The organism is Undibacterium umbellatum, from assembly GCF_014284125.1.
In the GTDB taxonomy this organism is placed as follows: Bacteria; Pseudomonadota; Gammaproteobacteria; order Burkholderiales; family Burkholderiaceae_D; genus Undibacterium; species Undibacterium umbellatum.
Window position 1 is genome coordinate 55,711 of sequence record NZ_JACOFX010000019.1, and the last position, 22,434, is coordinate 78,144.

Here is a 22,434-nt window from a genome sequence, read left to right on the forward strand (position 1 = left end):
TGGCTACATACGTTGCAGCGCTGACCGCTGCGCCCCCTTGATTTTGCAAAAGCAGGTTGTTCTACATCCCCCATAGCATGGACTGCGCAGAATTTGCAGTTGCTGGGGGGCTCCCATTTTTTCTCAGCTACTTGGCCGCATTTGTTTTTTTGTGCAGCTTGCAGTGGCGCTCGCTTCTTTGCTTCAGAGTTCTTTGTTGCGGGAAAATCAGAATCTCATGATTTGCTCAAAATACTGTATTTGGGTAATGCAATTTCAATAAAATGTGCAATTATTTTATGCTATCATTGTCTTAAAGTTTTTGATTAATATTGATTTTCATCCACTAAAACGGAAATAAACAGGAAATTTCACTTCATCATTGATGTAGATGATAGAGGGAGTTTCAGTATCGACAGGGCTTTAAACGATGCGCGTTCGCAACTCAGAGACTTCAACCATGAATCAGATCAAATTTGCTGTCAGTCTACTAGCTGTTTCTGCAGCCTTGGCCGGTTGCCAGACGAGAAATCCCAAAGTCGCAGAAGATCAGAAATCCCGTTTGTCCGAGACGGTGACATTGCAGCAGCAATTGTTGGCGACTGCAGACTCGATAGAGCGCAACTCGCAATTGCTGGCAGAGGCAAGCAATACCCGTGCTGCCGTTGAGAAAGCCCAGTTGTCCCCTGCGCAGCAAGTGAAAATGGATAAAGCGGCCAATACCAAAGAACCCTATGGCATGACTGCGAAAATCAGCTTTGTCTGGGAAGCTGGGCCAATCCAGGAAGTAGCGCGCCAAATGGCGATACGTTCGGGATATGAATACATGCAACCTGAAGGCAGCGTTCCAGCTATCCCTGTCATGGTAAAAATCAACGCCAGGGAGCAGTCCATCGCCTCTATCTTGCGCGATGCAGGCTTACAAGCCGGCTCCCGTGCAGATATCGTAGTGGATGAAGCGAGAAGAAAAGTTCTGGTTCGCTTTTTTGACTAATTCTGATAGCGGATCATTTATGTTCAAAGTAAGTCAAATTGTCGCAGTAACCATGGCTGCATTGTGCGCATCAGTCGCTTTTGCCTACGATGGCAAGGGTGAGCCTGTCACGGTGAATGTCATGACAGAAAATGTGGCAAGAGAATCCGCTGCACCTTTACTCAGTGACTTTTCTGCGGAGAATATAGCCAAAGCCAAACGCAGCGACGATGATCCATTTAAAGGCAGTGACATACGCGATCTGCGCGTTGCCGCTGTACGTGAAGCTGCGTATGGCCTGGGGATACGCAATGGCCTGGTTGCGAGGTCGATACTGATCAAGGAGTTCCTGTATCGACACAGATCAGAGATGGACAGGATATTCAATTTTGCTCCGCTAATGCTAGATTGCGGCAAAGAAGAGAAAGATCGCTACTCGCAAAAATTGATTGCTGAGCGTCCGAATGAAAATTGCGTCATGCAGCCACCAGTGATCCTGGGCGCAAAGAATCTCTTGAGTGACAAGGATGGCCGAGGGGATGTGCTGCGCTATTCCAAAGCCAGTTTCCGCATTAAAAAACAGGCGCGGCTGATCACCACCATCCCTATCTGGGAAAACTATCTGATCTTTGATGCAGGCACACCAGGTAATGATGTGCACCCAGCACTATTTCCCAAAAGCGATGAGGAAAAACGTGTCTGGAATCTTGCCCTGGCTGAGGGCTGGGATAAAGGTGTAGAGCAGGCAAATGCGATTTATCGCCAGAACCTGGCGATGTTGAACGAAGACTTTTCTGGTATGCAGCGTTATCAATATCTGTTGCTGCAAAACCTGGTCACCAAACCTTTTGTTTCGCGCAATCGCCTTGGTGTTACTGGAAATGGAAAAACGGGCATCTCTATTGATGATATTACGTTGACGATTACCGAGCGTCCAGAATTCAACTTGAATTCCAGCGACTGGATGTTGTTCCCCAGCTTTTGATTGCGAGTTAATTATGTCTGCGCTTGTACAACCCATTTCGCTTGCCCCCAAGCTAGCAAAGAATCAGGATGTGACGTTTGACCGCGAAGCGGTCGAGGCGCGCTATGCGTTCAAGGAAGTACCAAACACTTTCGAACAACATTCCTTTCGCCGATTGCTGCAGCATTGTCTGGACATCGGTGTGTCGGATATTTATCTGAAGACCGGTGATCCAGTCAAGGTTAGGGTAGGCAAGCCTATCTTTAAACTGACCAAACGCAGTCTGGAAACCAGTGAACTCAATACCATTGTTACTGAAGTGTATGGTACCAATGGACCATCCAAGCTCGGTGGCGGCGAAGCCATTGATTATGCTTATGAGTTGAAGCTGGAGGGGCAGCGTGGCGTATCAGTACGTTTTCGTATGAATGCCACTGGATGTCTTTCTCCTTCAGGGCCTGGTGTAGAGATAGTCATGCGGCCTTTGCAGGAAAATCCACCTGAAATCTCGACCATGAAGCTGCCGCCAGATTTGATGGAACAGCTTTTTCCAGAAATAGGGCTGGTGCTGGTCACAGGCGAGACAGGTTCAGGTAAAACGACATTGCTGGCTGCAATTATCAGATACATTCTGGAGCAGCCAGAATCAAATAAACGCATACTGACCGGCGAAGATCCCATCGAATTCGTGTTTGATAAGTGCAAGCGCTATTCATCCATGGTGGCGCAGCATGAAATAGGCCGTCACCTGAAGTCTTTTTCTGAATTTATCCGAAATGCGGTGCGGCGAGATCCAAATATTCTGATGGTCGGCGAAATGCGTGATCATGAAACTATCAATGCCGGCATTCAGGCTGCACAGGTCGGTAAGGCAGTGTATTCGACACTGCATACCAACTCGGTAGGACAAACCTGGAAGCGTATGGTGAACGTCTTTCCACATGAAGAACGGGTGTCCAAGATGGTGGATCTGATTGATACCACCAAAGTGATTTTGACCCAGCGCCTGGTAGCTTCAACGGAAAAAAATGACGATGGCAACTTCAAACGCATCGCCTTGCGTGAGTTCCTGGTATTTGATGATGAGGTGAAAACCCGCCTGATCGAACAAGTCGGGAACGATGTCAACATGCTTCCTTTCTTGACACATTCCCTGGTCAAGGAAAGAAAGCAGCTTCTGGTGGATGAAGCCCGTCGTTACTATCATGAAGGCATGATTTCCGAAATCGAATACAAGAAGTATGAAGTCAGTGCAAACCAGGCAGAGCGCATGCTGGGCAGCAATTGACCCCAATAAGGAATTGAAATGGCAAATGAGATTGATGATGGTACGTCGAAGGTAATCTGGCGCGACTCTGCAAGAGAGTTACGATTTTTGGGTATCAATTATGTTGCAGTATTTCCGCTGTTGTTTTGGTTGTTGCATGCAAACATGTTTACCTTTGTTGTTGCGATCACAGTGATTGTCGCACTGTCGATACTGGAGCGCTTCAAGTATTCACCCATGGTAGTGTTTCGTCTGATTCGCTGCGCTATCGGTGGCAAGGTCCGGCATGCAAAAAACTGGAATGAAATGAAACGCTATCGTAGTTAAACCGCATGTAGAACTCATGCTCCTTGTCTCTGCTCTATCCTTTCAGTGAAGAGAGATCAAGTGTCAATAAAAATTAAATTTTTGTAGCCGCAGGCTAGTGGAGTGATTACTGATGAAATATCAACGCAGTTTATTGAGTGTCATTGTTTCCAGCATTTTTGCCGGCGGCGTTAGTGCTTACGCGCCCAGTGCAATGGCAGGGTTTGAAGTTGTCAGCAATCCCAATACCCCTTACGTTTATCAGCTATCTGGCGCACAGAGAAAGCTTGTCGATGTTCGTGAAGAGCGTGTGATCGGCGCAACCGCCAATACACTGCATCATGGTCGCATCGATATGGAGCTGGTGATGATACCGGTAGCCGCCAACAAGGGCGTGGATATGCTCACGGGCCTGCGTGGTATCGTACCCGAGAGCCAGGGATGGCGTGTATTCGCGCTGAAGGGCGTGAATCTTAAAAACAAAATTGAGTGGAGTAGTGCTGAAACCTGGGTCATGGCATTGGATGGGATGCTGCTTAAGAACAAGCTGATTGCAGACATCAACTGGGAAAGCAGAGAAATTACGCTGGTACCGATCTCGAACCGTGCCTATGCCTCGCAGTTGATCAGTCAGGGTAAAGACAAAAGCATACTGCGCCATGTCACAGTAAGACAGCAATATGAAACTCCTGAACCCTTGATTGCCCTGCGTCTGCAGCCTGCACAAGCGACGATTACTGAAGCAAGGACAGTTCCGATCGCCACCGTAGAAGTGCCCGTACGCACACTGGCCGAAGTTGGCGACAGCCGTGGCAGTACCAGTATTGGTGTCAAAATGTCGGACGCTGCGATAGACAGCATGATCAGCCAGCGCGTGGAGCAGGCGACCAAGGAAAAAATGGCGCAGCTGGAGGCGCTGGAAGCACAATACCGTGACAAGCTGGAGCAATTGAATGCCCGTAGCAAGCAGATCAAGGCTGAGCCATCTTCTGTTTCACAGGATGAAACCAAGAACAAACCTGTGGCGCAACCTATCAGTGTTGATGACCATGATAGCAAGCAAGTCACAGGAAGAATGGTACGTGCTGATTACCGCTTCCCGGCACCGGCGACTGGTGGCTACAAAATGAGTAAGACTGGATTGTTCAATGCTGCAAATTCAGATGAATCCAATACCAGCATCAGGCCTGTTAAATTTGACGCTGCAGAAGCACAAAGCACAACATCGGTCGTAGACAACAATGTCATCACTGAAGTTGCGACAACTTCCGCCAACAATAATGTTGTTTCTTTTCCGGTGCAGGCAAATGTCGAAGTGGTGGAGGCACCACGTACCAAATGGGAAATCTCATTGAACGACAAAACCTTGCGTAATGCGCTGTTGCGTATGGCGTCCAAGAATGGTTATTCACTGTCTTACCAGACCAAGGATCAGGACATTAAAACAGGCGGGACTTTTTTTGGCACTTTCGACGGCGCTCTGCGTGAAATTGAAATCGCAACCGGCAAGCGTATCCGGCAAGTGGAATCCAAATTATTGGGCCGATTGATTATCGTTACCGACTAAGCAAGAACAGATGAAGCAAAAAATAAGGCACCGCATATCAAGCGGTGCCTTATTTTTTTTGGAGGACGAATCAGATTGCAGAGCGATGCGCAATTGCGTGCCACAAATTACTCCGTGAGGCTTCTACTTCCTTACGTTCTTCATGGAGTTGATGGACCATGCCACGTATGCTACTCAAGTCGTTTAATGGCAGTGATTGCTGGCGTATCTTCTGAACCAGTTGTAAGGATTCCAGGGTATCGAGTTCCAGCCCGTCATGAACGAGCAAGCCCAATACCTTGGCTGCAAACTCATCTTCCCACACCTCGGTGGCATTGCCAATGCGCCTGATGACAGTAGACTTGGCCGTGTCGAATGATTCTTCCAGACCCGCACTCATATGTTCGATAAAACGCAATCGGTCCTTGACGCCATCTGATAGCGTGAACACGATTTTCTCGCTGCCCCTGTCCTTGATCAGGTAAAAACATGCATTCTCAAGTTCCATTTCTGATTCCCGTATTGACTTGTTTTAGGTCATCTGCTTCCCGCTTTAAGTCTTGCTGCAAGGGGGACAGCGCATTGAGTATATCTCTGGCTTTAACCCCGATTTGCTGTATGCTCGTTTGCAGATGTTCCGAACGTTCTTGTCGTGAAATGTCAAAGGCAAGCAAGCCAGCGATGTTGATGCTGAGCTTTTTGAACGTATCCAGCTCCTTGAGCAAGATCTGGTTTTCAGGCGCGCTAAGTGCATCAGGCTTGATATCTTTTGTTTCAATGCCTGTCAGCCTGGCCGCCACGTCAACACGTGCAGCCTGGGTATTTAGACTGGCTAACTGTTTTTGTATCAAGAATAGATTGCAGCGTTCAACCGCACTGGTGTACTTGACATCAAATGACTGCAGGCTGCAGGCTGCATCCGAAGCAGAAAAGTCTGGTTGGCTGCTTGAATGCAAAAGTTGATTCAATTCTTCCAGCCTGTTCCTCGTCATGGCGTGCCCCTTCAGTTTATCCTGGCCTTGATTTTTATTTAGCAGGGACGACAGATCCTCCTGTGCCAAAGCCCTGACAGCATCGTCTCTATAACAGCCTGTGTGGCCATCTTCATCCCGTTTTTGTTCCAGCGAGTGAAGAAAAAGTGTGTAGCTCAAGGTGTGCTCCTTTTTTTTTCGTCATGGGAAGGTGCTGATGAAGTGTCGAGCCAGGCATCCAGGCTCAGTCCATATGCATGAAACAAATCGGTCTGTGGAATAATTCTTGATGACCACGCGGCAGGAAATACCAGCCATACGCCAAATACACGCAATAAGCTCATGCATTGCAGATCAACAAACCTTCCCGCTCTGCCTTGCAAGCGCGCGCCATACATGTCGTTGACCTGGGTACTTAAGCGAAAATCGAGACCTCCGCCCAGCATGAAATTTTTTATCACATTTGAAAAGAATAGCGAGACGTAGAAGCCAGCTAGCAGTTCAAAACGATAAGGTATGTTTTTCAGTATGAGCACGAATATCGGTATTGCGAACAGTATGCCACCCAACAAGAGATAGATCAGCAATACCAGGCTGACACGTGTACTGGCTGCCATCAAATCCTCCAGTTGACAGCAACTGTCAGACAAATCAGCGCAATACAGGTGCATACCTTGACGCGCAGATTCCATACCACTTCGCGGAAATTTTTTTCTTCCCCCTGTCCGCTGACGTATGCCCGGTAATGCTGCGTTACATGAGTGAAGATATAAATCATGAGCGGAATGATAATGAGAGATATCCGACCCAGCCTGCTGGCTTGTTCTATCAAGTGATACGCCATGGCAAGAGCGAACGCGGCACCACTTAAACCTAGTAGACAGGCCATCAGTTGTCGATCGTAGAGGCCTCCAGTCATCACGTAGCTATGGTCTTTATTGGCGATAGTCGACACTTCCAGCATGGAAGTCAGGCGCACCGCATACACCATCACGCCAAACATATACACCAGCACGATCTGTGTGGCAAACAGAGGCAACATGGTATCAAGCGTCCCAGCTACTGCGGGGATAAGGTAAAACAAGGGAAAACTCAATACATCAACCAGCCAAATTTGCCGCAGCACCAGGCCGTACACCAGCGAGAATGCAGCCATGGCGATCACGTACCAACTACTGTGTATGCCCTTGGTGTACAGGTTTGACAGGACGGCTGCCGTGATAAACAGAACTGTCGCCAAAGTGGCGATCACTTTCCAGTCGAAATGCTTTGCCAGCCTGCGCTCAGTTTCTGATAACAGACCGACATTTTTTTTCAGGCTCACTGCAGTGACCAATAATTCAGAGGCAATTCCAGCGAGCAGGAAGGGGAAAAAGAACCAGAAAGAAATAGTCAGGTAACTGGTCTCAAACAGCTTTCTTGCATAGAAAATACCCATTAAGGCAAAAAAACCTGGAGCCCAATGCGGCCACCTGGCGAGTTTCCAATACTCCATTTGCTACCCCATTTGTTCTTTTGACCAGGATCTGGTGGGCAAGTGCGCCGCGCCAATATGATCATATATTATTAGTTTAACTCAATATAAGTACAAAATAAATCATTCTGAATGTGATGATAACCTGAAAAATGCATTACTATTTCGTTCGATGATTAAATTTACATTGATGCACAATGTAATAATGAAACTACTCCGGAATTTGAGCAAAAAAATGCAAAAACATGCTGCGTGGAATACATTCCTCAAAATATCAGGAGTTTTCCTGATGTCTAGCGTTCTGCTTGCCTGTGCTGACTCGGGCAAGTCCAGGGAAATGATGCAGGCCGCCATGGCGGCGCAGCCCGAAGACAAGAAAATCCTTGAGTTCTTCATGTATACCTGCCCACACTGCCGCGCCGTCGAGCCTACTATCGCAAGCTGGCAAGCCAAGCAATCCGTCCTGTTTCAGCAAGGGATATATGCGTTTGAGCAGATACCTGCGGTCTTCTCAGCCAGTTGGCAGAGTGATAGCAAGATTGGAGAAAAAGAAGCTGCCATCTTCTACACGTTGCGCAGGATGGGTTTTGAGCATCAAATGCGGCTCAGGGTGTTTGCGGCCATACAAGACAAGAGCCTGGACGCGAGCGATGCTGACTCTATCGCTCGCTTCCTGCAAAAGGAAGGCATCCCCGCAGCCGAGTTTGGCACGACATTCAAAAGCACGGAAGTCAAGGCCGATGTCAATCGTGCTGAGTCTCTGACCAGGCAATATGGGATTTATTCTGTGCCTGCATTTATTCTGTTCAATCGCGCCATTATCCTGCCGCAAGAATATGCAGATAATCAGGCGGTTGAAGCCGCCCTTCTTGGCAAGGTCAAAGAGTTTTATACAAAGAATGCAGGCAAGCCAGCAGCTTTTTGATCAAGCCTGGATGATGGATGTGATTTTGCGTCTGGTGCGTTCCCGCAACGAACATTCCCGCAAACTGTCAGCCAGGTTTTCCAGGTCCGCAACGCCGTAAATGCTGATTATCGGCAAACTGGCGTCAGTGGACCTGAGCCTGATGCTGCTATAGCCCGCCAAACGCATGCCCAGCGGTTTGTATACGTCAAAGTGTTCTATGGTGAACAGCTCTACGCTTTCCAGTAATTTTGACAGAATCCCATGTTCTATTTTGATGCGTTGTGTGGTGATTTGATAAGTGACCGAGATACTAGCCAGCCAATAATAGAAAAAAGCGATACCCACCGTGCCGATGACTGCCAGCCACTGCCATGCGCTATAAATGATGGCTGGATGTCCTGAAAAAAGAACACGCTCGGTCTCTGCTTCTTGCTCCGCAGCGGTCGTTCTTAAGTTGGAATTACAGAAGCGGCATTTTAAGGCGCCAACTTTGATGGTTTCACGGCATACAGGGCACGGCATGCTCTGCTCATTCAATTGCTCGTCCATTCATATCCTTTCTATTGATCGTACGGACCTGGCCTGGTGGCCCTATTCTATGGCGGGATGACTATCGCCGGGTGATATAAATGCAAAAACTCAGGTGCCGATTCAATAGTCATCTTCAAATTGCCTGGGCGTGCATAATTCAGTATTTGACATGATTTTGGGGGTTGCCGGGATCTGGGTGCTAGGGAGGACCTTAGGCAGCGCCAGCACGCAATTTGGTTCGGGATGCCTGACCTGCCCATTGGCCATTGTATCGCCGTGCTGCAAATGCCATAGCGCGTGCAAACTCATTTCCTTGCTATCGCGACGGCAGTCACCGTCAAGGTCAAGTGCGCTGCCAGGTGTGATGTTGGTGTCTTTGAGATGTGGGGCACGGCTGTTATCGACAGTGTCGATCATGTTCGCATCGCGGAGAGTTTTCATTTTTTCAGGGTCCGGCAAATTTTTCATGGCGATTTAGACTGGCATAAGGCAACACATGCAGCGCTTTCATCAGATTTGATGGTTGTTGTCACAAAACTGGAAAGGAGATGACTCCCGCGTACTATTTTCAAAATGCCATGCCGTGTACGACGAAACAATACGGTTCGCCGACGTTTGTTCTCATAATAAAGTTATTGACTATTATTTAGTAATACAGGTATTTATTCAAGCTGGTTCTTGTTTACATGCACAACATGTCAGTCACCCGCCCGGAACAAGTCTAGCCACACACCCTCTATTAGTAATTAGAATTGATTGTCGGTATAATACTGTTAAATTTATTACTTTTGTTTGTATAATTAATTTATGTGGTGTGGAGTTATTTTTTGACTAAGTGCTGAATGCGAGCCATAATTCTTTACACTCGACATAGGCTGGTTTGCAAGAGCGGGCATCTCTGAGAATAAATTTGCTTGTTCTCACTCCCTTGATTGTTTAATTGCAGAAAAGGTGCGGATCAATGTGGCGGCATGAACTTGATATGGTGTCCTCTCTCGCTTGTGAAAGTGCGATTGCCGCACTGAGTGATATGAGTAGAATCATCTCGGGGAATGCAGGTACACCAGACCCATTGGTGTATTCTGGCTTGTCTTATGCGACTGATATGTTGCGTGTTGCTGGATTCGTGGCACCGACCACTTTTGCGAAAGAAGTGCAGCAAACGTTTTCGCAAGCTAGACTGGGTGCAAGGGAAGTCCGAATCTTTAAACGTGCCCTGATGATACTGACTTCTTATTTGAGGGACGCTGTCCATCTTGGTGCGGGGCCGACACTGTTTTTTTATGAAGAAGCCTTGCTGCTATCGGATGTGTCAGGACGTCCACCACCGCCTTGTGGCAATTTTTATGCTCCCTTTCTGTTTTGGGACATTGAAGAGGGCTTGAGTGGCTGTTTCCGGGATGCAGCTTGCGGCATCTCGCGTGATGCCTATCAGGCTGCAATACTGGCATTTTTGCGCAAGCAGGATAGTGCAGGGCTTGAAGCAATGGTGCATGTGCTGACGGAAATGGCAGAGAAAAATGAAAGTACGTGTAGTTACTCGTTGTGCAGGGTGCTGGCGGCTTTTTTTGGAGCAATAAGCTGTAGAGCTGCCTCCCTTAGTCAGGACGAAATGCACTTGTTTTCTATGGTGGATAGCGTTTTCTTTAAGCAGGCTGGACAGGGGCATCTTCCCGAACCAGTCTTTATTTCTCGTCTATTGCATGTGATTGCCAAGTCAACGGCAGATTTATCCACGGTACGTGAAACTCAGATATATTTTAATCTGGAAGGCTTGTTGTCCGGTGCTTTTCTGGGATGCCGGGAATCAATCCGTGCATAATATGCCTGCGCAGTGATAATCTTTTATGGTGTTTAACGCTTTGTTTAGGAGGATGTATGGCATTGCCCGTGTTGGCCGGTATGGCCGCAAAATATGTAGGTTCGAAAGTGATTGAGCATGGTGTTGAAAAACTGGTTGAATCTGTCATGTCATCAAAAGAAGGTTCGGGCCTGCTTGATAAAGCTGGGAAGATGGATGTGCCGTTTGGACCATCGAAAATGATGATGTCAGCAATTGCTGAACCACCTGTCAAATCACTGGTAAGTGGCAGCGCATTGTCGATGAAGTAAGTAGCTCAGGTTTTCCAGGGCAGAAGTGTTACTGAAGCAAACTCTGCACTGATCAGGGCGGGCTTTTATTGTAATCAGGAAATTGCTAAGCGATTGCGCGGATTGCGTTGCATGTCGCTGGCTTGTTGAGTCATTCTCTATCCGTATTCAATGCCAATTTTGCCGGATTGGTCCATTCCATGAAAATGTCAGATCTCGTTTTGCAAGCCAAGATTTGGTTGTTCTTGGCAACACTTTGGTTCTTTGCAGCAGCGGTGGAGCGCTTCAGCTATCCTTTCCGGTATGAAGGGGAGTTGTTGGCTAGCCAAGTGTCACATCCAGCCGGTGATTGCAAAGGATTGGAGGCAAAAACCGTGATTGCCTGGCGCTTGTCCAGCGACAAGAAAAGTGTGGAATACAAATGCCCTGCTTCACACCCATGGCCATTCTATGCAACCAGTTCCAGTACCGAGATACCCAAGGCTGTAATGCAAGTTATTGCGGACAGGAAAAGTGGTGCGGCAAAGTAGCGACTGCACCAGGCTACATTTTGGGAGTGGCTGGTGACGTGGCAAGTGGTTCAAGTTTTTGATTGAGTTTTTGATTAATTAACTCAAATAGCTCTGGTTCCACTTTTGTCCAATTGTCACCATTGAGTGCGTTGACAGGGGCACTGTCCTTGTCGCTGACATGTTGATATGGACCAATTGCAGTGAACTGGGAAAAACCACCTGCATCGCGGCGCAAGGTGAAGAAGTCACCCTCTGCATCTTTGTAAGTGCGTTCTGCAAATTTTTCGTCACCATCGCTGCCGTAGCCAAAATCAATCACTTCCAGTTTGGCAGGCATGATGCCACTATCGATATTGCGCTGATGCATGGCAGTATCTTCACGTTGCAAGATGAAGTTGACTTGAAAGCTGCCACCCAGCATTGCACGTTTGGATATTTCTGACAGCGCGTCAGTGATCAAAGAGGCAGCGTTGACGTTTTCCAATGCAACTTCGTGAATATCTACGCTGATTTGATGCGCGGTCTTGTTGCCGTCCACGACCGGACTGACCGTGATGGCAACATTGCCGAATTTTTCCAACTTGTCGACTTCAGCACGAATTTTATTGTAGCGTTCAAAGATGTCGGTGCTGATCAGGCAGGCACCAGTGACGGTCACTGCAAGTTCTGGCTTGACTTCAAGCACGCCTTTTTCGCGCAAAATGTTGGCGATCTCGACTCGCGCATACATTTGAATTTGTTTTGGGTCGTCAAAGTAGAGACTCCCCGAAAGGACGCGATCCTCTTCCGACTCAATATACTCAAAAATGCGGTCTAGCTGCCCTGGAGAAACAAACTCGGGGTCAACTCCATTACGGCGAAGTACATCAAGAATATCCTCCTCCGTAAGCTCGATAGTTGAACCACTCATCTTTGTCCTCTTGCTTTATCCAAGCAATTTATTATTTTTAGCACGCGAGATATTACGAAATTAAAGTAGGAAAGTCAAACGTGGATTTTCCTACCGCGAGTAGTACTGTATTCTGGCCATGTATTACTTCAACTGCCTGCCTCATCAAGCCATTTAAACTATTTAATGACCATGTTTTTTTGATTTGGCATTTGTCATATCAAACGAGGTAAGTGCAAATAGTTTGTTTTGGTCATTCCATTCGTAGATTGGGGTGTTTTGCAGATTTTCAACAGTCGACTCACGCAAGCGTATCATTTCCAAATGGTCTTAAAAACCAGGCGCTGCTCGAAATTAAAACGTCTTGCAACTGATTGCGTTGACACCGTTTTTCCTAGCGGAATTCTGCTAATACTTATCCATCAATCGTATTGTCGGATATCTGCGCCGTCTTGGCATGTGGACTATGTCAGTCTTACAAAATGTAACACAATGGCGTCTGATATTTGACTCAAAGGCCATAACATTGTCAGAAGTGAACACAGCGTTGCGCGCATGTATCGCACGTTTATTTACTTGTAAAAGCGAGAAAGCCAGATCGCTTGTTGCACGTCTGCATATTTTCAGAAGCATGAATGTTGTTAAGTGTGTATGTGGGTTACAGAGCTACCCTTAATTCAGAATATACTAGAACTCCTTTCGCCAATTTGCTCATTTTGTTGAAATGAGTGTCAGTCTGTAGTCATCGTTTTTGTTGAGGAAACCTGTAATTGAAATCAAGTAAACCTGTGCCTGAAAAAGTCAAGAAAGTGACTGCGCGGCGTAAGTCACCTGCCAAGGAAGTGGTGGTGGATGAAGTATTTCCCGAACTGATGATAGTCGGGACCAATATCGCAAAAAATAAAAGTTATTATCTGGCCCAAAAAGCGCTGATACAACGTGTGGCACATGGCGTGTATATCCCCACAGACAGGATGGCAGATGGTAAAGCCATTTTGATACGTCATGCGATCCGTCTGGCCAGCCTGCATTTCAAGAACGCAACGGGTTTGTGTTACTCGAGTGCATTCACGCTGGAGGCGATTATTCCGGAATCTGGTCCGCCTCTGGTATTTGTTGCCGGTGAATATTCGTATGGCCTGGAGTTGGGAGAGGGCGATATCAAGCTGATGTTGGTGCAATCCCTGCATCCCCCGTACGAAATGCTCAAAACCAATGACGAGTACGAGTTCTACGAAGACAAAATATGTTCTGACCCTATCGGTGAGTTTGTCGTCAAAGTACCTCGCCCTGAACTTCTGGTTTTACATAATTTTGAACGCGTTAAAGAATGGTCGGAAAAAAAGATTGCAAGCGGGCACTTGAAGAAGTTCGTCGCCTGGATAGTTGATGCGCGCTATGGCGGTTCCATTCCCGCATTTTCTGCAAACTTTGCTGAGCTGGCGATCAAATGCAATCGTTTGGAAGAGCATGATCATGCCGTCACAGCCCTGCTTGCAGAGGGCTATCCCATGTCTGAAAGGTACTTGCGGAAAATCGTTTGACTTTTGATTTTCATTCGCCTAAACTTTGCCTCATATATGGGGGTGGTGCTGCTGCCTGCGCCACAAAATGCGAATTAAAAGTTGATGATTTCTTTGTCTTGCCCATGCATGGAGTTGATACTCTCACTATGTATGGATGGCAATCAACTGGATAGAGATGTTTTGGCTTCATATGGTACGCCCGAGTTTCAGGGCGGTTATATGAGCTGCACCTTGAGTCTGCATTCGTCCGGCTTGCTGCCAGGTTGATCCTGGTGTGCAAATAAAGCTGGCGCATTCACCAATTACATATATCTGCACTAAACAGTGGGGGCAGCCAATGGCTGCTTTTTTATTTACTTGCTAAGAGTGTCTGCAGTGAGTCTGGATTCGAATTTGCGCACAAGTGAAGTGACTGGGGCCATCCAGGCTGCAGAAAAAATTACGCTGCAAAAGGCGGTGCAAGTCTGCGTGCAATATATGCTGGATGTGCAGATGGAGTTGGACGCTGAAGTGATTGCGCCGTTTTGTTTTCATAACTGCATGATATTTCTATCGAGATCAGCAGGGCAGTTGCAGGTGGATGTTGCGGTATCAGAAGCGGTGGTCATGGACTACGACATCAAATCCCTGCACATGAACACGCGCTATGTCATGAATGAAATGATTGCCCATGCAGTCAGATTGTATGGCTCAGATGGGCATCAGGTATTTGCCATGGCTTTCCTGTTCCGCGATGGTTGTGGTTTGGTGAAGCTGGAGCAGGCAGGCGGTTACGCGGTAAATTTAATAGAGCGGGTGCCGGTATCGCTGGATTATCAAATCGGATTTGCTGCATAGAGGAGTGACAGGTGAGAGCTTTTTCAATGATAGTAGTGATGGCTGCGCTGGTTGTATCAGGCTGCACCACGCGACAAACAGTACAGTATCGCGAAGTTATTCCGGAAAATAATTTCAAAGGCATCGTTGAGGCGCAGGCAAAGCAGTCTTCACCGTTCATGAGGAACTTGCAACTGGAACCAGCGCAATCTGCCGATTTCGTCAAAATAGATCCGGTGACTATGAATTACGCCTGGTTTTATGAGCGTGGACAAACCATGGGGCAACACCTGGATGCATGGGCGCATCGCTATGCCTTCCGCTTTGAATCACGCATTCCACTGGGCTGGGACCCGTATGTGCAATCCGATGGCAGCTTTGTCGGCAATTTGTATTCTGCCATAGAGGATTTGGCTTATTTTTCCGATGAGGGAAAAAATAATTTCCATCAATATCACGACACCAAGCGACTGCGTACAAAAAGTGTGCAGATCACGATATTTGAAAAAGAGCGCTATCTCCGTATCGAGCTGAGAGATGCCATGGCCGAAGCTGCAGAAGCGCAACGCGATGAGCAAGAACGTCTGGCAGCGGAAAAAGCGGCTGGAAAAACAGCCTTCGCTGATTACTTTCGTTCAGGTAAATAAGACCTATGGTTTACGCTGCGTCGTCCTTCTTTATCCTGGGTTTGCTATTGTTGGGCGCACGCATGTATGCGCCTGCCGGCAACAGCAAACATGATTTTCTGCAATATGCTGGCATGGGCGCTCTGTTCATGATTTTGCTTTCTTGTGTTCTGGTCGCTTATACCGGTGTGTCCGGTGGGAATAAGGAAATGCCAGTCGCCCTATCCGGCGATTTTGGTTTATCTGGCGCAAGCGCCGCCAATCGCGGCGCCCAGACTGTGGATAGGTCCAGCTTGGGTGGGAATCCTCCAGATTTCCCCAATAAGAATTCTGTCGCTGCACCCACCGCAAGTGTGCAAAATCCTTTTGGGCAACAGGATGCAGCCAGTGGTGTGCCGTCGGTGTTTTCCCTGGCACAGTCCAGCCAGATTTGTGCAGGTTTTTCGGATATTGCAATGGGCGCGTTGTTAGCGGGATCTAACGGTGAGGCATATGCACCTTATGAAGAAAAAGCCAGGCGATTAAGTGAGCAAGTCATGCGTTTGCCATTTGTGCGTGAAGCGGGTACCAAGCCGATGCAGAACATCAGCAACTTGTTTGCCACTCTGATTGAAGACCAATACTACATCTCTCCACAGAACCGTGCAGTGCAATTGGGTCTGATAGGCAAGGTCGATAAAAAGTTGGCATTGGATGCCATGAATCAAGTTTGCGAACTGAAAATCCTGGAGATACGTAGCAAATGACTGCACTAGCCAGTACCAATGCACTGCCTTTGTTGAGCCGGACGATGGAGTCCCTGCTTGCGCCACAGTACATTTTTTTTGCTAATAACGCCGATGGTCGCGTGCATGACGGCATCGTCTATGGGAGCAGCGAAAATGACTGGGTCTATGGTGAGGATGGGTTGTTTCCTGCCATGCTTTACCTGGCTGAGCGGCATTACAAAGATAGCTTCTTCGAGGGTGATTATGCAATTCCACCTGAAAATGGCACGCTGGCGCAGAGTTTTGGTATCGACTGGATTCCTGATCCCAGCTTTCAGAGCCGGACCGGCTACCGTGCACAGATTTCGGAGACCGGTTTGCAAGTATCCCCTTCCGTAATTCTGTTGTTTGTACACGATGCCATAGAGCGCATGCATCAATACAGTTACAGAAAAGTGAAAGACTGGCGTTTTGAGATAGACGATGGACGTTTGCTGGAAGAGCTGGAAGAGAAGAAGATAGTCAATGCCAACGGTTTGCTGGATTTGTTCCAGATGGTACTTGCTCCTTTACCTGAGCCAGAAACTGAGAATACTTAATCGCACTTTTGTGTGGAGTTCCAATGACGGAAAAAAACGAAGCATCGTCCTTAAGGCGCAAACTTGTTCCATCTGGTGATGCCAAGAAGGTGACTGGCTTTACTCATAGTGCATTCAAGCGCTTGTTTACCAGCGTTCGTTCTGAGCGTGAAGAAAGCTTCAATGAAGCCAGGGAACGTTTGGGCTGGACCGAGGATGACATAGCCGGATTTCTGGAATACAGGAAAAAAGAAACGACTATCTATGCGCTGCTGACAGCGGTGGCTTTTCTGTTTGCCTGTGGCGCACCTTATTCAGAGAATCCCTGGTCGCACCTGGTAACTTCGCTGGCAGTCATGCTGATGATAGGTACCAGATGGCTGGTTGCTCATTTCCGTCTGACCCAGGTACGTCATCGTGCACTGCTCTCGTTTGCTGAGTATCTGGGTGTTCTGTTTCCCTTTCTGTCTGAAAGTGTCAAGGAGATCAGTGAAGGCTTGAGTGAAAAAAAAGTTGTCGATACCAGTAAGCGCGCTGATGAGTCAGCTAAGATCGTCGACTTGAACAAGAATCACAGTAATCATTGAGGTCAGGTTCGTGGATGTCTATATTTCGCCAGCAGATACCATGTCAGAACCTGCTTTTTATTCATGCGTTAAAGGCGCTGCTGAGTATTACAAAGTGCCATCGATGGCACTGTTGGCGATTTATGCGCAGGAACGTGGATCTTCTGCGCGCACTTCTGACAATGCAAACAGGACAAAGGACTATGGTCGCTTCCAGATCAATGATGCAAGCTGGAGGCAGTATCTGGCAGAACATCGTATTTCCTTAGACCGGGTGCTGAAGGATAACTGTCTGAATGCCTATGTAGGTGCGCATATTTTCAAACTCAGGTATGCCACATGCAAGTCGGATGTGTGGTGTGCAATAGGTTTATATCATTCAGCCAACGAACCTTATCGCTCATCTTATGTAAGTAATGTGTACAAGAAGTATCAGGCAATTCAAAAAGATAGAGAATTTTTGAACTGGTTCCGGTCGCTGGCTGTATACGATGCCAGCTCAGGTAAATGGGAATATTTAATCGCAGGAGCAGGGCATGCCGCCACCACAAGCAGGTAATTCCGGTAACGATACATCTAATGAAGGCCTTTGGGGCATGCTGTTGTTTGCTGCTGGTGTATTGATACTCTGGTTTGTAGGCAAGGGTTTTATTGTTGGTGCTGTTTTCGTGTTCAGGTCATATGTGACCGGGCCTTTGATCGGTTTATTTGACGCCGATGTGCGCGCTGCTCTGGATTGGATGAGTAGTGTGCAGTATGGCAAAGTCGAGTACAACGAGTTTGTTGCGAACGGCGAACTGATAGGGAGATACACCAAAGTACCTGCCATGCTGCTGTGTGTGGCGATGGGGGTCTACATTTTCTTCAAGCATCCCTCGCAAAAATTCAAACGCCGCTGGGATATGTTCTCGCTGGCAAAAAAAGAGGTCGCTCTTTGGCCCTGTATTACACCTGCCCTGGACGCAAATTTGTTGAAAGTGCCGGTTGAGACGGGGCGCTGGGCCTGGAGCACAACGCCTAAGGAATGGGTAGACAAAAACAAACTCTGGGAAACTTATGAGCACGTTTCCGAAGTCAGTGGCTTGCCAGAAAACAAGCGACGCTTGAACCGTGTCACGGCAAAGTCAGCATTGATCGCGCAACTAGGCCCAAAATTTGTGTCTTTCGATGACTTACCACCTTATCTCAAGGCATTGCTGGGATCGTTCATGGCCAAGATTTGTGGTGACAAAAAGACTGCATTGAAGATATTGAATCAATTATCAACTTCAAGCGCTGCAGTTGGCGTGGCCACTAACGACTTATCTGTCAGGCTGGCATTGGAAAAATTTGAGAGTGAATTGGGCGTCGCTTGTTTTGAGCGTTATAAAAATACCGATGTGATCGTAAAAATCCTCTCGCGCCATGCCTACATGGCGACAGCAATGCTGGCCTTGCTGGATAAGGCGCGTAGCAGTGGTGTCGTCGCCTCTGCAGAGTTTTTATGGCTAAAACCAGTGAACCGCACGCTGTTTTACATGTTTAACTCCCTGGGACGAAGAACCTGCTGGATGGAATCAGCCGGGATATTCGCGCATTATCAAGCTGAGTTGCAGTCAAAATCGAAAGTGATGCGCCCTTATGTCGAAACTGCACTGGATGGCCTGGAATCCTATCTTGGTGAGTACCTCGATACCAACAATGGCCAGTTGGAATGATTTATAGCGATAACTAGTTGAATTCAACATGATTTTATTTAGGAAAATGGAATGTTACAAAATCTGATCAATCGTTTTGAAAGCTATCAGGCTATACAGGTCAATAAGAATTTTAATTCTCAAGAATTGACCGTGCTTGGAAAAATTCTGCTGGAAGGTGCGCGCGAAGTCGAGGTGGCCAACGTCATACGCTTTCCCTCTATAGAAAGGGGATTTTCGATATTTTCCATCGAAAGCGGCTCAACCTTATCGCCACCATCGAGCCCGGTTGCTGCAAACGAAGGAGATGCCGCATCAACACCGGCAAACGTAACGCAGCCCGACAGGATCTTGCCCAAGTTGGCGACAGGTCTTGTCAGTGAATTAAAAAGTGATGCCTATCACCTCATCGTCAGGCAGGGTAATGCCCTGGAAAACGGCATGGTACTGGCTTCTTTCACCAATCTGCAAAGCGCTGGCATTGCCTTGCGCAAGCTGGCCAAGCTGAATGCCAGGAAAACCAGGTTCTGGAAGATCCTGGGCTTCCTGGTGCTCGTGTATTTGGTATTGTCGATACCGATGATGAAGCGCGCTCCACAAAAGTCTCTGGAGGAAATCACTACCAGCATGGAAATGCGCAATCCGGAAGTCGCCCGGCAAATGGAAAACATCAACCGCAGTCGCACTGTCGGCAGCGAACTCATGGCTCAGCCTGCATCTCCTATGCAAGCTCAGCCAGATCCATCTTCCATGCTTGGTGCCCCTGCTGCCGCGATGGAGCCTGCTCCTGTGGCACCAACTGCTGCGCCAGGCGCCAGGCCTGATCAAAGCCAGGGAAATTTTGGCTTCTGATCCTGGTGTTCAGACATGGATAAACCGTGCTTGTGCGGTCTGCGCACAAGCCATGATGTTTTCGACATAATCGAGTATTGAGGGAAGCATGGCCCAACCACAACAGTCAGGTCTTGAGCCGGAAAATGAGGTCAAGGCCCATCACCGGCGACGTGACACGCGTCCGCAGTTACAAAGGATAAAAGAAGATATTCTTTTCAAGCCGGAAGCCGCCAGCATACTGATGTTTGTGATTGGCGCTGCTGCCATGATCTCGCCTACCTGGCATGAATACATCGTCGTATTCGGTATCTTGCTGTTCCTGTATATACGCTCCAGCTTTAAACACTATAGCCTGCCTTTCCGCATGCCTATGTCGACGGCGTATGACGCATCCGCAAATGAGGGCAAAGGGCGTTCCGGCATTATCGATCCGGAAGAAATTAATCCCGCAACTGATAAACCGACTTGGGCCAAGGGCATCTCTCACTTTGGCAATCGCAAAAAAGACGATGCCGAACTCTGGTTCAATAATGATGACTTGCGTACCCACATCCTGATCTTTGGTTCTACCGGTAGCGGTAAGACCGTGGCGTTGGTCTCCATGGCTTATAACGCCCTGATGCAGGGTTCGGGTTTTATTTTCGTCGATGGTAAAGGCGATGCCAGCCTGTTTGCCACGATCTTTTCCATGAGCCGTGCCATGGGCAGGGAAGATGATTTCCTTATCATCAATTTTGGTACCGGCTCACGTGATATTGAAGGTCCCCAACTCACCAAGTTATCCAACACCATCAACCCCTTTGCTTTTGGTGCATCTGACGCGCTGACCCAGTTGCTGGTCGGTCTGATGGGGGATTCTGGTGGCAGTGGCGACATGTGGAAAGGTCGTGCGATTTCCTTGCTGACGGGCTTGATGATCGCCCTGGTGTCCCTGCGCGATGCTGGCCGTATCTTGCTGGACGTGGAAGTCATACGTGATTTCATGCAATTGAAATACATTGTCGCTTTATCGAATGGTAAAAACCCGATTGATGGCACACCCATCAAACTGTCTGACCGCGCCCAGGCTGCCATCAAGGCCTACCTGAGTTCCCTGCCGGGCTTTGTTGAGAAGAAGGGGGCTGACCAGTCGGCCACCACGCTGGAACAGCATGGTTACCTGCAAATGCAGTTCACCCGCGTGCTGGGTTCATTGTCAGACACCCTTGGTCATATCTTCAAAACCAATCTGGGTGAAGTTGACTTGTACGACGTCGTCGTCAATCGGCGCATTCTGGTGGTCTTGCTGCCCGCTCTGGAAAAATCCCAGGATGAGCTGGCCAATCTGGGCAAAGTCGTCATCATGAGTTTGAAGAACATGATGGCAGCCACCCTGGGTGCGCAGATGGAAGGCAGCAAGATGGAAGTGCTGGATAACCGCCCTACCAATGCACCATCGCCTTTTGTGACGATACTGGATGAATACGGTGCCTACGCCGTGCCAGGGGTCGCTGTCATGCCAGCGCAGGCGCGTAGTCTGGGCTTTAGCATGGTCTTCGCCAGCCAGGATATGCCGGGTTTTGAGAAAGCCTCCAAGGAAGACGCTGCATCGATTGCTGCCAACTGCAATATCAAGATATTCATGAAGCTCGAAGATGCAGAGCGCACTTATGAGATTTTCGAAAAATCAGTAGGCATGGCCGACGTCATGGTTATGGGTGGTATGCAAGCCAGCACCAATGGCATGTCCACCAACTACATGGACAATATGAACGCCACCATGGAACAACGCTCTCGCGGTTCCCTGCAGGATTTGAAAGAGCAAACGCCGGGCGAAGCGCATATCCTGTTCAAGTCCAGAATCATTCGGGCCAGGATGTTTTCTTGCGGCATGGTGGATGAACGCAACCTGTTGAGCAAGTATCGCCTGAACCACTTCATCAAAGTCAAACCACCTGCTTACGGTGAAATGCTTGATTGGGACTTGTCGCCCGAAGCACTGAAAATGAAGGCGGATGCAGCGCAGGCCGCACAGAATGTACAAAGTGCACAGAATCCTGCAATTGCTGAAGTTATCGCCGCCAACGCGAGTGTGACGCATGGTGCAGAGAATGAGACTGCAGCGGCAGCAACTGAAAGCAAGCCAGCATCAGCAACGATAACGGAAAATTGCGTAGACGATGCGCAGGATCAGGTCGCTGCAAAGGCTGAGGCAAAACCTCGTACCTTGTTTGGCAAGCGCTCTGGCCAGAAAAAAGCAGACGAACATGAGTTCGATGGTGCTGTTGTCAACATTTTTGGCCGCGACAACGACAGTCTGGATGAAGCCAGCAAGGCAGTAGTCGCCCCTTGGGCGGCAGATATACAGGCCGGCATGCACGAGCAACTGGCAACAGCGGCAGCCTATGAAGCAGGATGGCAGACGGAAACTAGCCTGAGCGAGCTGTATGCCATGGAAGAAAAAACCGGCAAGGGCAGGTTGGCACAGATACTGATTGACCAGGTGCATACCCATGCAGCTTTGGTAAACATGGACATGCTCCTGGGCGTAGTTCCCTTTAAAGCCAGAAGTGATGCAGGGCATTTGATCAAGGCCATCGCTGCCAATACATCCTATGCGTGCCAGCCGACGCCAGCAAAACGCAGTGGCAAAAGCAGTTTGATCCAAGCTTTCAGTAAGAAGTATGCGACCAGGTGATTGCACAGATGATCATTT

26 protein-coding genes are annotated in these 22,434 nt (G+C 48.2%); 19 read left to right on the top strand and 7 right to left on the bottom strand.

Annotated features, from left to right (window positions below; translation table 11 throughout):
• Window positions 1-439: 439 nt before the first annotated feature.
• The 5 genes from H8L47_RS24615 to H8L47_RS24635 all read left to right on the top strand — a co-directional run bounded on the left by H8L47_RS24615 (window position 440) and on the right by H8L47_RS24635 (window position 5,056).
• Window positions 440-973, top strand: coding sequence for a DotD/TraH family lipoprotein (locus tag H8L47_RS24615; protein ID WP_186956329.1), 534 nt, complete (start codon window positions 440-442; stop codon window positions 971-973).
• 19 nt (window positions 974-992) lie between these two features.
• A complete protein-coding gene (locus tag H8L47_RS24620; RefSeq protein WP_186956330.1) occupies window positions 993-1,937 on the top strand; it encodes a type IV secretory system conjugative DNA transfer family protein in 945 nt (314 codons plus the stop codon).
• A gap of 13 nt (window positions 1,938-1,950) precedes the next feature.
• Window positions 1,951-3,204, top strand: a complete 1,254-nt coding sequence (locus H8L47_RS24625; protein WP_186956331.1) for a type IV pilus twitching motility protein PilT — start codon at window positions 1,951-1,953, stop codon at window positions 3,202-3,204.
• A gap of 18 nt (window positions 3,205-3,222) precedes the next feature.
• Window positions 3,223-3,510 (top strand): IcmT/TraK family protein, encoded by a 288-nt coding sequence (icmT, locus tag H8L47_RS24630; protein ID WP_186956332.1) that lies wholly within the window; start codon window positions 3,223-3,225, stop codon window positions 3,508-3,510.
• Window positions 3,511-3,622: 112 nt separating this feature from the next.
• On the top strand, window positions 3,623-5,056 hold the full coding sequence (locus H8L47_RS24635) for a hypothetical protein (RefSeq protein ID WP_186956333.1): 1,434 nt from the start codon (window positions 3,623-3,625) through the stop codon (window positions 5,054-5,056).
• A gap of 70 nt (window positions 5,057-5,126) precedes the next feature.
• On the opposite strand, the gene H8L47_RS24640 is transcribed toward H8L47_RS24635, so the two are convergent.
• Genes H8L47_RS24640 through H8L47_RS24655 form a run of 4 tightly spaced genes read right to left on the bottom strand, consistent with a single transcriptional unit; the run spans window position 5,127 to window position 7,501 of the window.
• Entirely contained in the window at window positions 5,127-5,543 is a 417-nt protein-coding gene (locus tag H8L47_RS24640) for a hypothetical protein (protein WP_186956334.1), read from the bottom strand.
• A complete protein-coding gene (locus tag H8L47_RS24645) occupies window positions 5,533-6,186 on the bottom strand; it encodes a hypothetical protein (protein ID WP_186956335.1) in 654 nt (217 codons plus the stop codon). Before H8L47_RS24645 ends, H8L47_RS24640 begins: the two co-directional genes overlap by 11 nt.
• Complete coding sequence (locus tag H8L47_RS24650; protein ID WP_186956336.1) at window positions 6,183-6,623, bottom strand: hypothetical protein; 441 nt, start codon at window positions 6,621-6,623, stop codon at window positions 6,183-6,185. The genes H8L47_RS24645 and H8L47_RS24650 overlap by 4 nt, the downstream gene beginning before the upstream one ends.
• Window positions 6,623-7,501: a V-type ATP synthase subunit I domain-containing protein gene (locus H8L47_RS24655; RefSeq protein WP_186956337.1), complete on the bottom strand. Its 879-nt coding sequence runs from the start codon at window positions 7,499-7,501 to the stop codon at window positions 6,623-6,625. Before H8L47_RS24655 ends, H8L47_RS24650 begins: the two co-directional genes overlap by 1 nt.
• Before the next feature lie 268 nt (window positions 7,502-7,769).
• On the opposite strand from H8L47_RS24655, the gene H8L47_RS24660 reads away from it, so the two are divergent.
• On the top strand, window positions 7,770-8,405 hold the full coding sequence (locus H8L47_RS24660; protein WP_186956338.1) for a thiol:disulfide interchange protein DsbA/DsbL: 636 nt from the start codon (window positions 7,770-7,772) through the stop codon (window positions 8,403-8,405).
• Here the strand turns inward: H8L47_RS24660 and H8L47_RS24665 are convergent, their stop codons facing one another.
• Window positions 8,406-8,936 (bottom strand): PH domain-containing protein, encoded by a 531-nt coding sequence (locus H8L47_RS24665; protein WP_186956339.1) that lies wholly within the window; start codon window positions 8,934-8,936, stop codon window positions 8,406-8,408.
• Window positions 8,937-9,038: 102 nt separating this feature from the next.
• Entirely contained in the window at window positions 9,039-9,359 is a 321-nt protein-coding gene (locus H8L47_RS24670; RefSeq protein ID WP_186956340.1) for a hypothetical protein, read from the bottom strand.
• A gap of 589 nt (window positions 9,360-9,948) precedes the next feature.
• Between H8L47_RS24670 and H8L47_RS24675 the strand changes: the two genes are divergently transcribed.
• The 3 genes from H8L47_RS24675 to H8L47_RS24685 all read left to right on the top strand — a co-directional run bounded on the left by H8L47_RS24675 (window position 9,949) and on the right by H8L47_RS24685 (window position 11,539).
• On the top strand, window positions 9,949-10,740 hold the full coding sequence (locus H8L47_RS24675) for a hypothetical protein (protein ID WP_186956341.1): 792 nt from the start codon (window positions 9,949-9,951) through the stop codon (window positions 10,738-10,740).
• A 56-nt stretch (window positions 10,741-10,796) separates the two neighbouring features.
• Window positions 10,797-11,030 (top strand): hypothetical protein, encoded by a 234-nt coding sequence (locus H8L47_RS24680; protein WP_186956342.1) that lies wholly within the window; start codon window positions 10,797-10,799, stop codon window positions 11,028-11,030.
• Window positions 11,031-11,215: 185 nt separating this feature from the next.
• Window positions 11,216-11,539, top strand: a complete 324-nt coding sequence (locus H8L47_RS24685) for a hypothetical protein (protein WP_222616671.1) — start codon at window positions 11,216-11,218, stop codon at window positions 11,537-11,539.
• Window positions 11,540-11,552: 13 nt separating this feature from the next.
• On the opposite strand, the gene H8L47_RS24690 is transcribed toward H8L47_RS24685, so the two are convergent.
• Window positions 11,553-12,431 carry a hypothetical protein gene (locus tag H8L47_RS24690; RefSeq protein WP_186956344.1) on the bottom strand — a complete coding sequence of 293 codons (879 nt, stop codon included), beginning with the start codon at window positions 12,429-12,431 and terminating at the stop codon, window positions 11,553-11,555.
• A 749-nt stretch (window positions 12,432-13,180) separates the two neighbouring features.
• Here H8L47_RS24690 and H8L47_RS24695 point away from each other — a divergent pair.
• The 10 genes from H8L47_RS24695 (at window position 13,181) to H8L47_RS24740 (ending at window position 22,416) form a co-directional block, all read left to right on the top strand.
• Window positions 13,181-13,954 (top strand): hypothetical protein, encoded by a 774-nt coding sequence (locus H8L47_RS24695; RefSeq protein WP_186956345.1) that lies wholly within the window; start codon window positions 13,181-13,183, stop codon window positions 13,952-13,954.
• A 357-nt stretch (window positions 13,955-14,311) separates the two neighbouring features.
• A complete protein-coding gene (locus H8L47_RS24700; RefSeq protein ID WP_186956346.1) occupies window positions 14,312-14,773 on the top strand; it encodes a hypothetical protein in 462 nt (153 codons plus the stop codon).
• An 11-nt stretch (window positions 14,774-14,784) separates the two neighbouring features.
• The gene (locus H8L47_RS24705; RefSeq protein WP_186956347.1) at window positions 14,785-15,399 is read left to right on the top strand and encodes a hypothetical protein; all 615 of its coding nucleotides are present in this window, start codon (window positions 14,785-14,787) and stop codon (window positions 15,397-15,399) included.
• Window positions 15,400-15,404: 5 nt separating this feature from the next.
• Complete coding sequence (locus H8L47_RS24710) at window positions 15,405-16,124, top strand: hypothetical protein (protein ID WP_186956348.1); 720 nt, start codon at window positions 15,405-15,407, stop codon at window positions 16,122-16,124.
• A complete protein-coding gene (locus H8L47_RS24715; RefSeq protein ID WP_186956349.1) occupies window positions 16,121-16,684 on the top strand; it encodes a hypothetical protein in 564 nt (187 codons plus the stop codon). Before H8L47_RS24710 ends, H8L47_RS24715 begins: the two co-directional genes overlap by 4 nt.
• Before the next feature lie 23 nt (window positions 16,685-16,707).
• On the top strand, window positions 16,708-17,250 hold the full coding sequence (locus H8L47_RS24720) for a hypothetical protein (protein ID WP_186956350.1): 543 nt from the start codon (window positions 16,708-16,710) through the stop codon (window positions 17,248-17,250).
• Window positions 17,251-17,290: 40 nt separating this feature from the next.
• On the top strand, window positions 17,291-17,788 hold the full coding sequence (locus H8L47_RS24725; protein WP_186956351.1) for a lytic transglycosylase domain-containing protein: 498 nt from the start codon (window positions 17,291-17,293) through the stop codon (window positions 17,786-17,788).
• Window positions 17,766-18,926 carry a type IVB secretion system coupling complex protein DotM/IcmP gene (gene icmP / locus H8L47_RS24730; RefSeq protein WP_186956352.1) on the top strand — a complete coding sequence of 387 codons (1,161 nt, stop codon included), beginning with the start codon at window positions 17,766-17,768 and terminating at the stop codon, window positions 18,924-18,926. The genes H8L47_RS24725 and icmP overlap by 23 nt, the downstream gene beginning before the upstream one ends.
• Before the next feature lie 51 nt (window positions 18,927-18,977).
• The gene (locus H8L47_RS24735; RefSeq protein ID WP_186956353.1) at window positions 18,978-19,757 is read left to right on the top strand and encodes a hypothetical protein; all 780 of its coding nucleotides are present in this window, start codon (window positions 18,978-18,980) and stop codon (window positions 19,755-19,757) included.
• An 88-nt stretch (window positions 19,758-19,845) separates the two neighbouring features.
• Window positions 19,846-22,416, top strand: a complete 2,571-nt coding sequence (locus tag H8L47_RS24740) for a type IV secretory system conjugative DNA transfer family protein (protein ID WP_186956354.1) — start codon at window positions 19,846-19,848, stop codon at window positions 22,414-22,416.
• Window positions 22,417-22,434 lie beyond the last annotated feature (18 nt).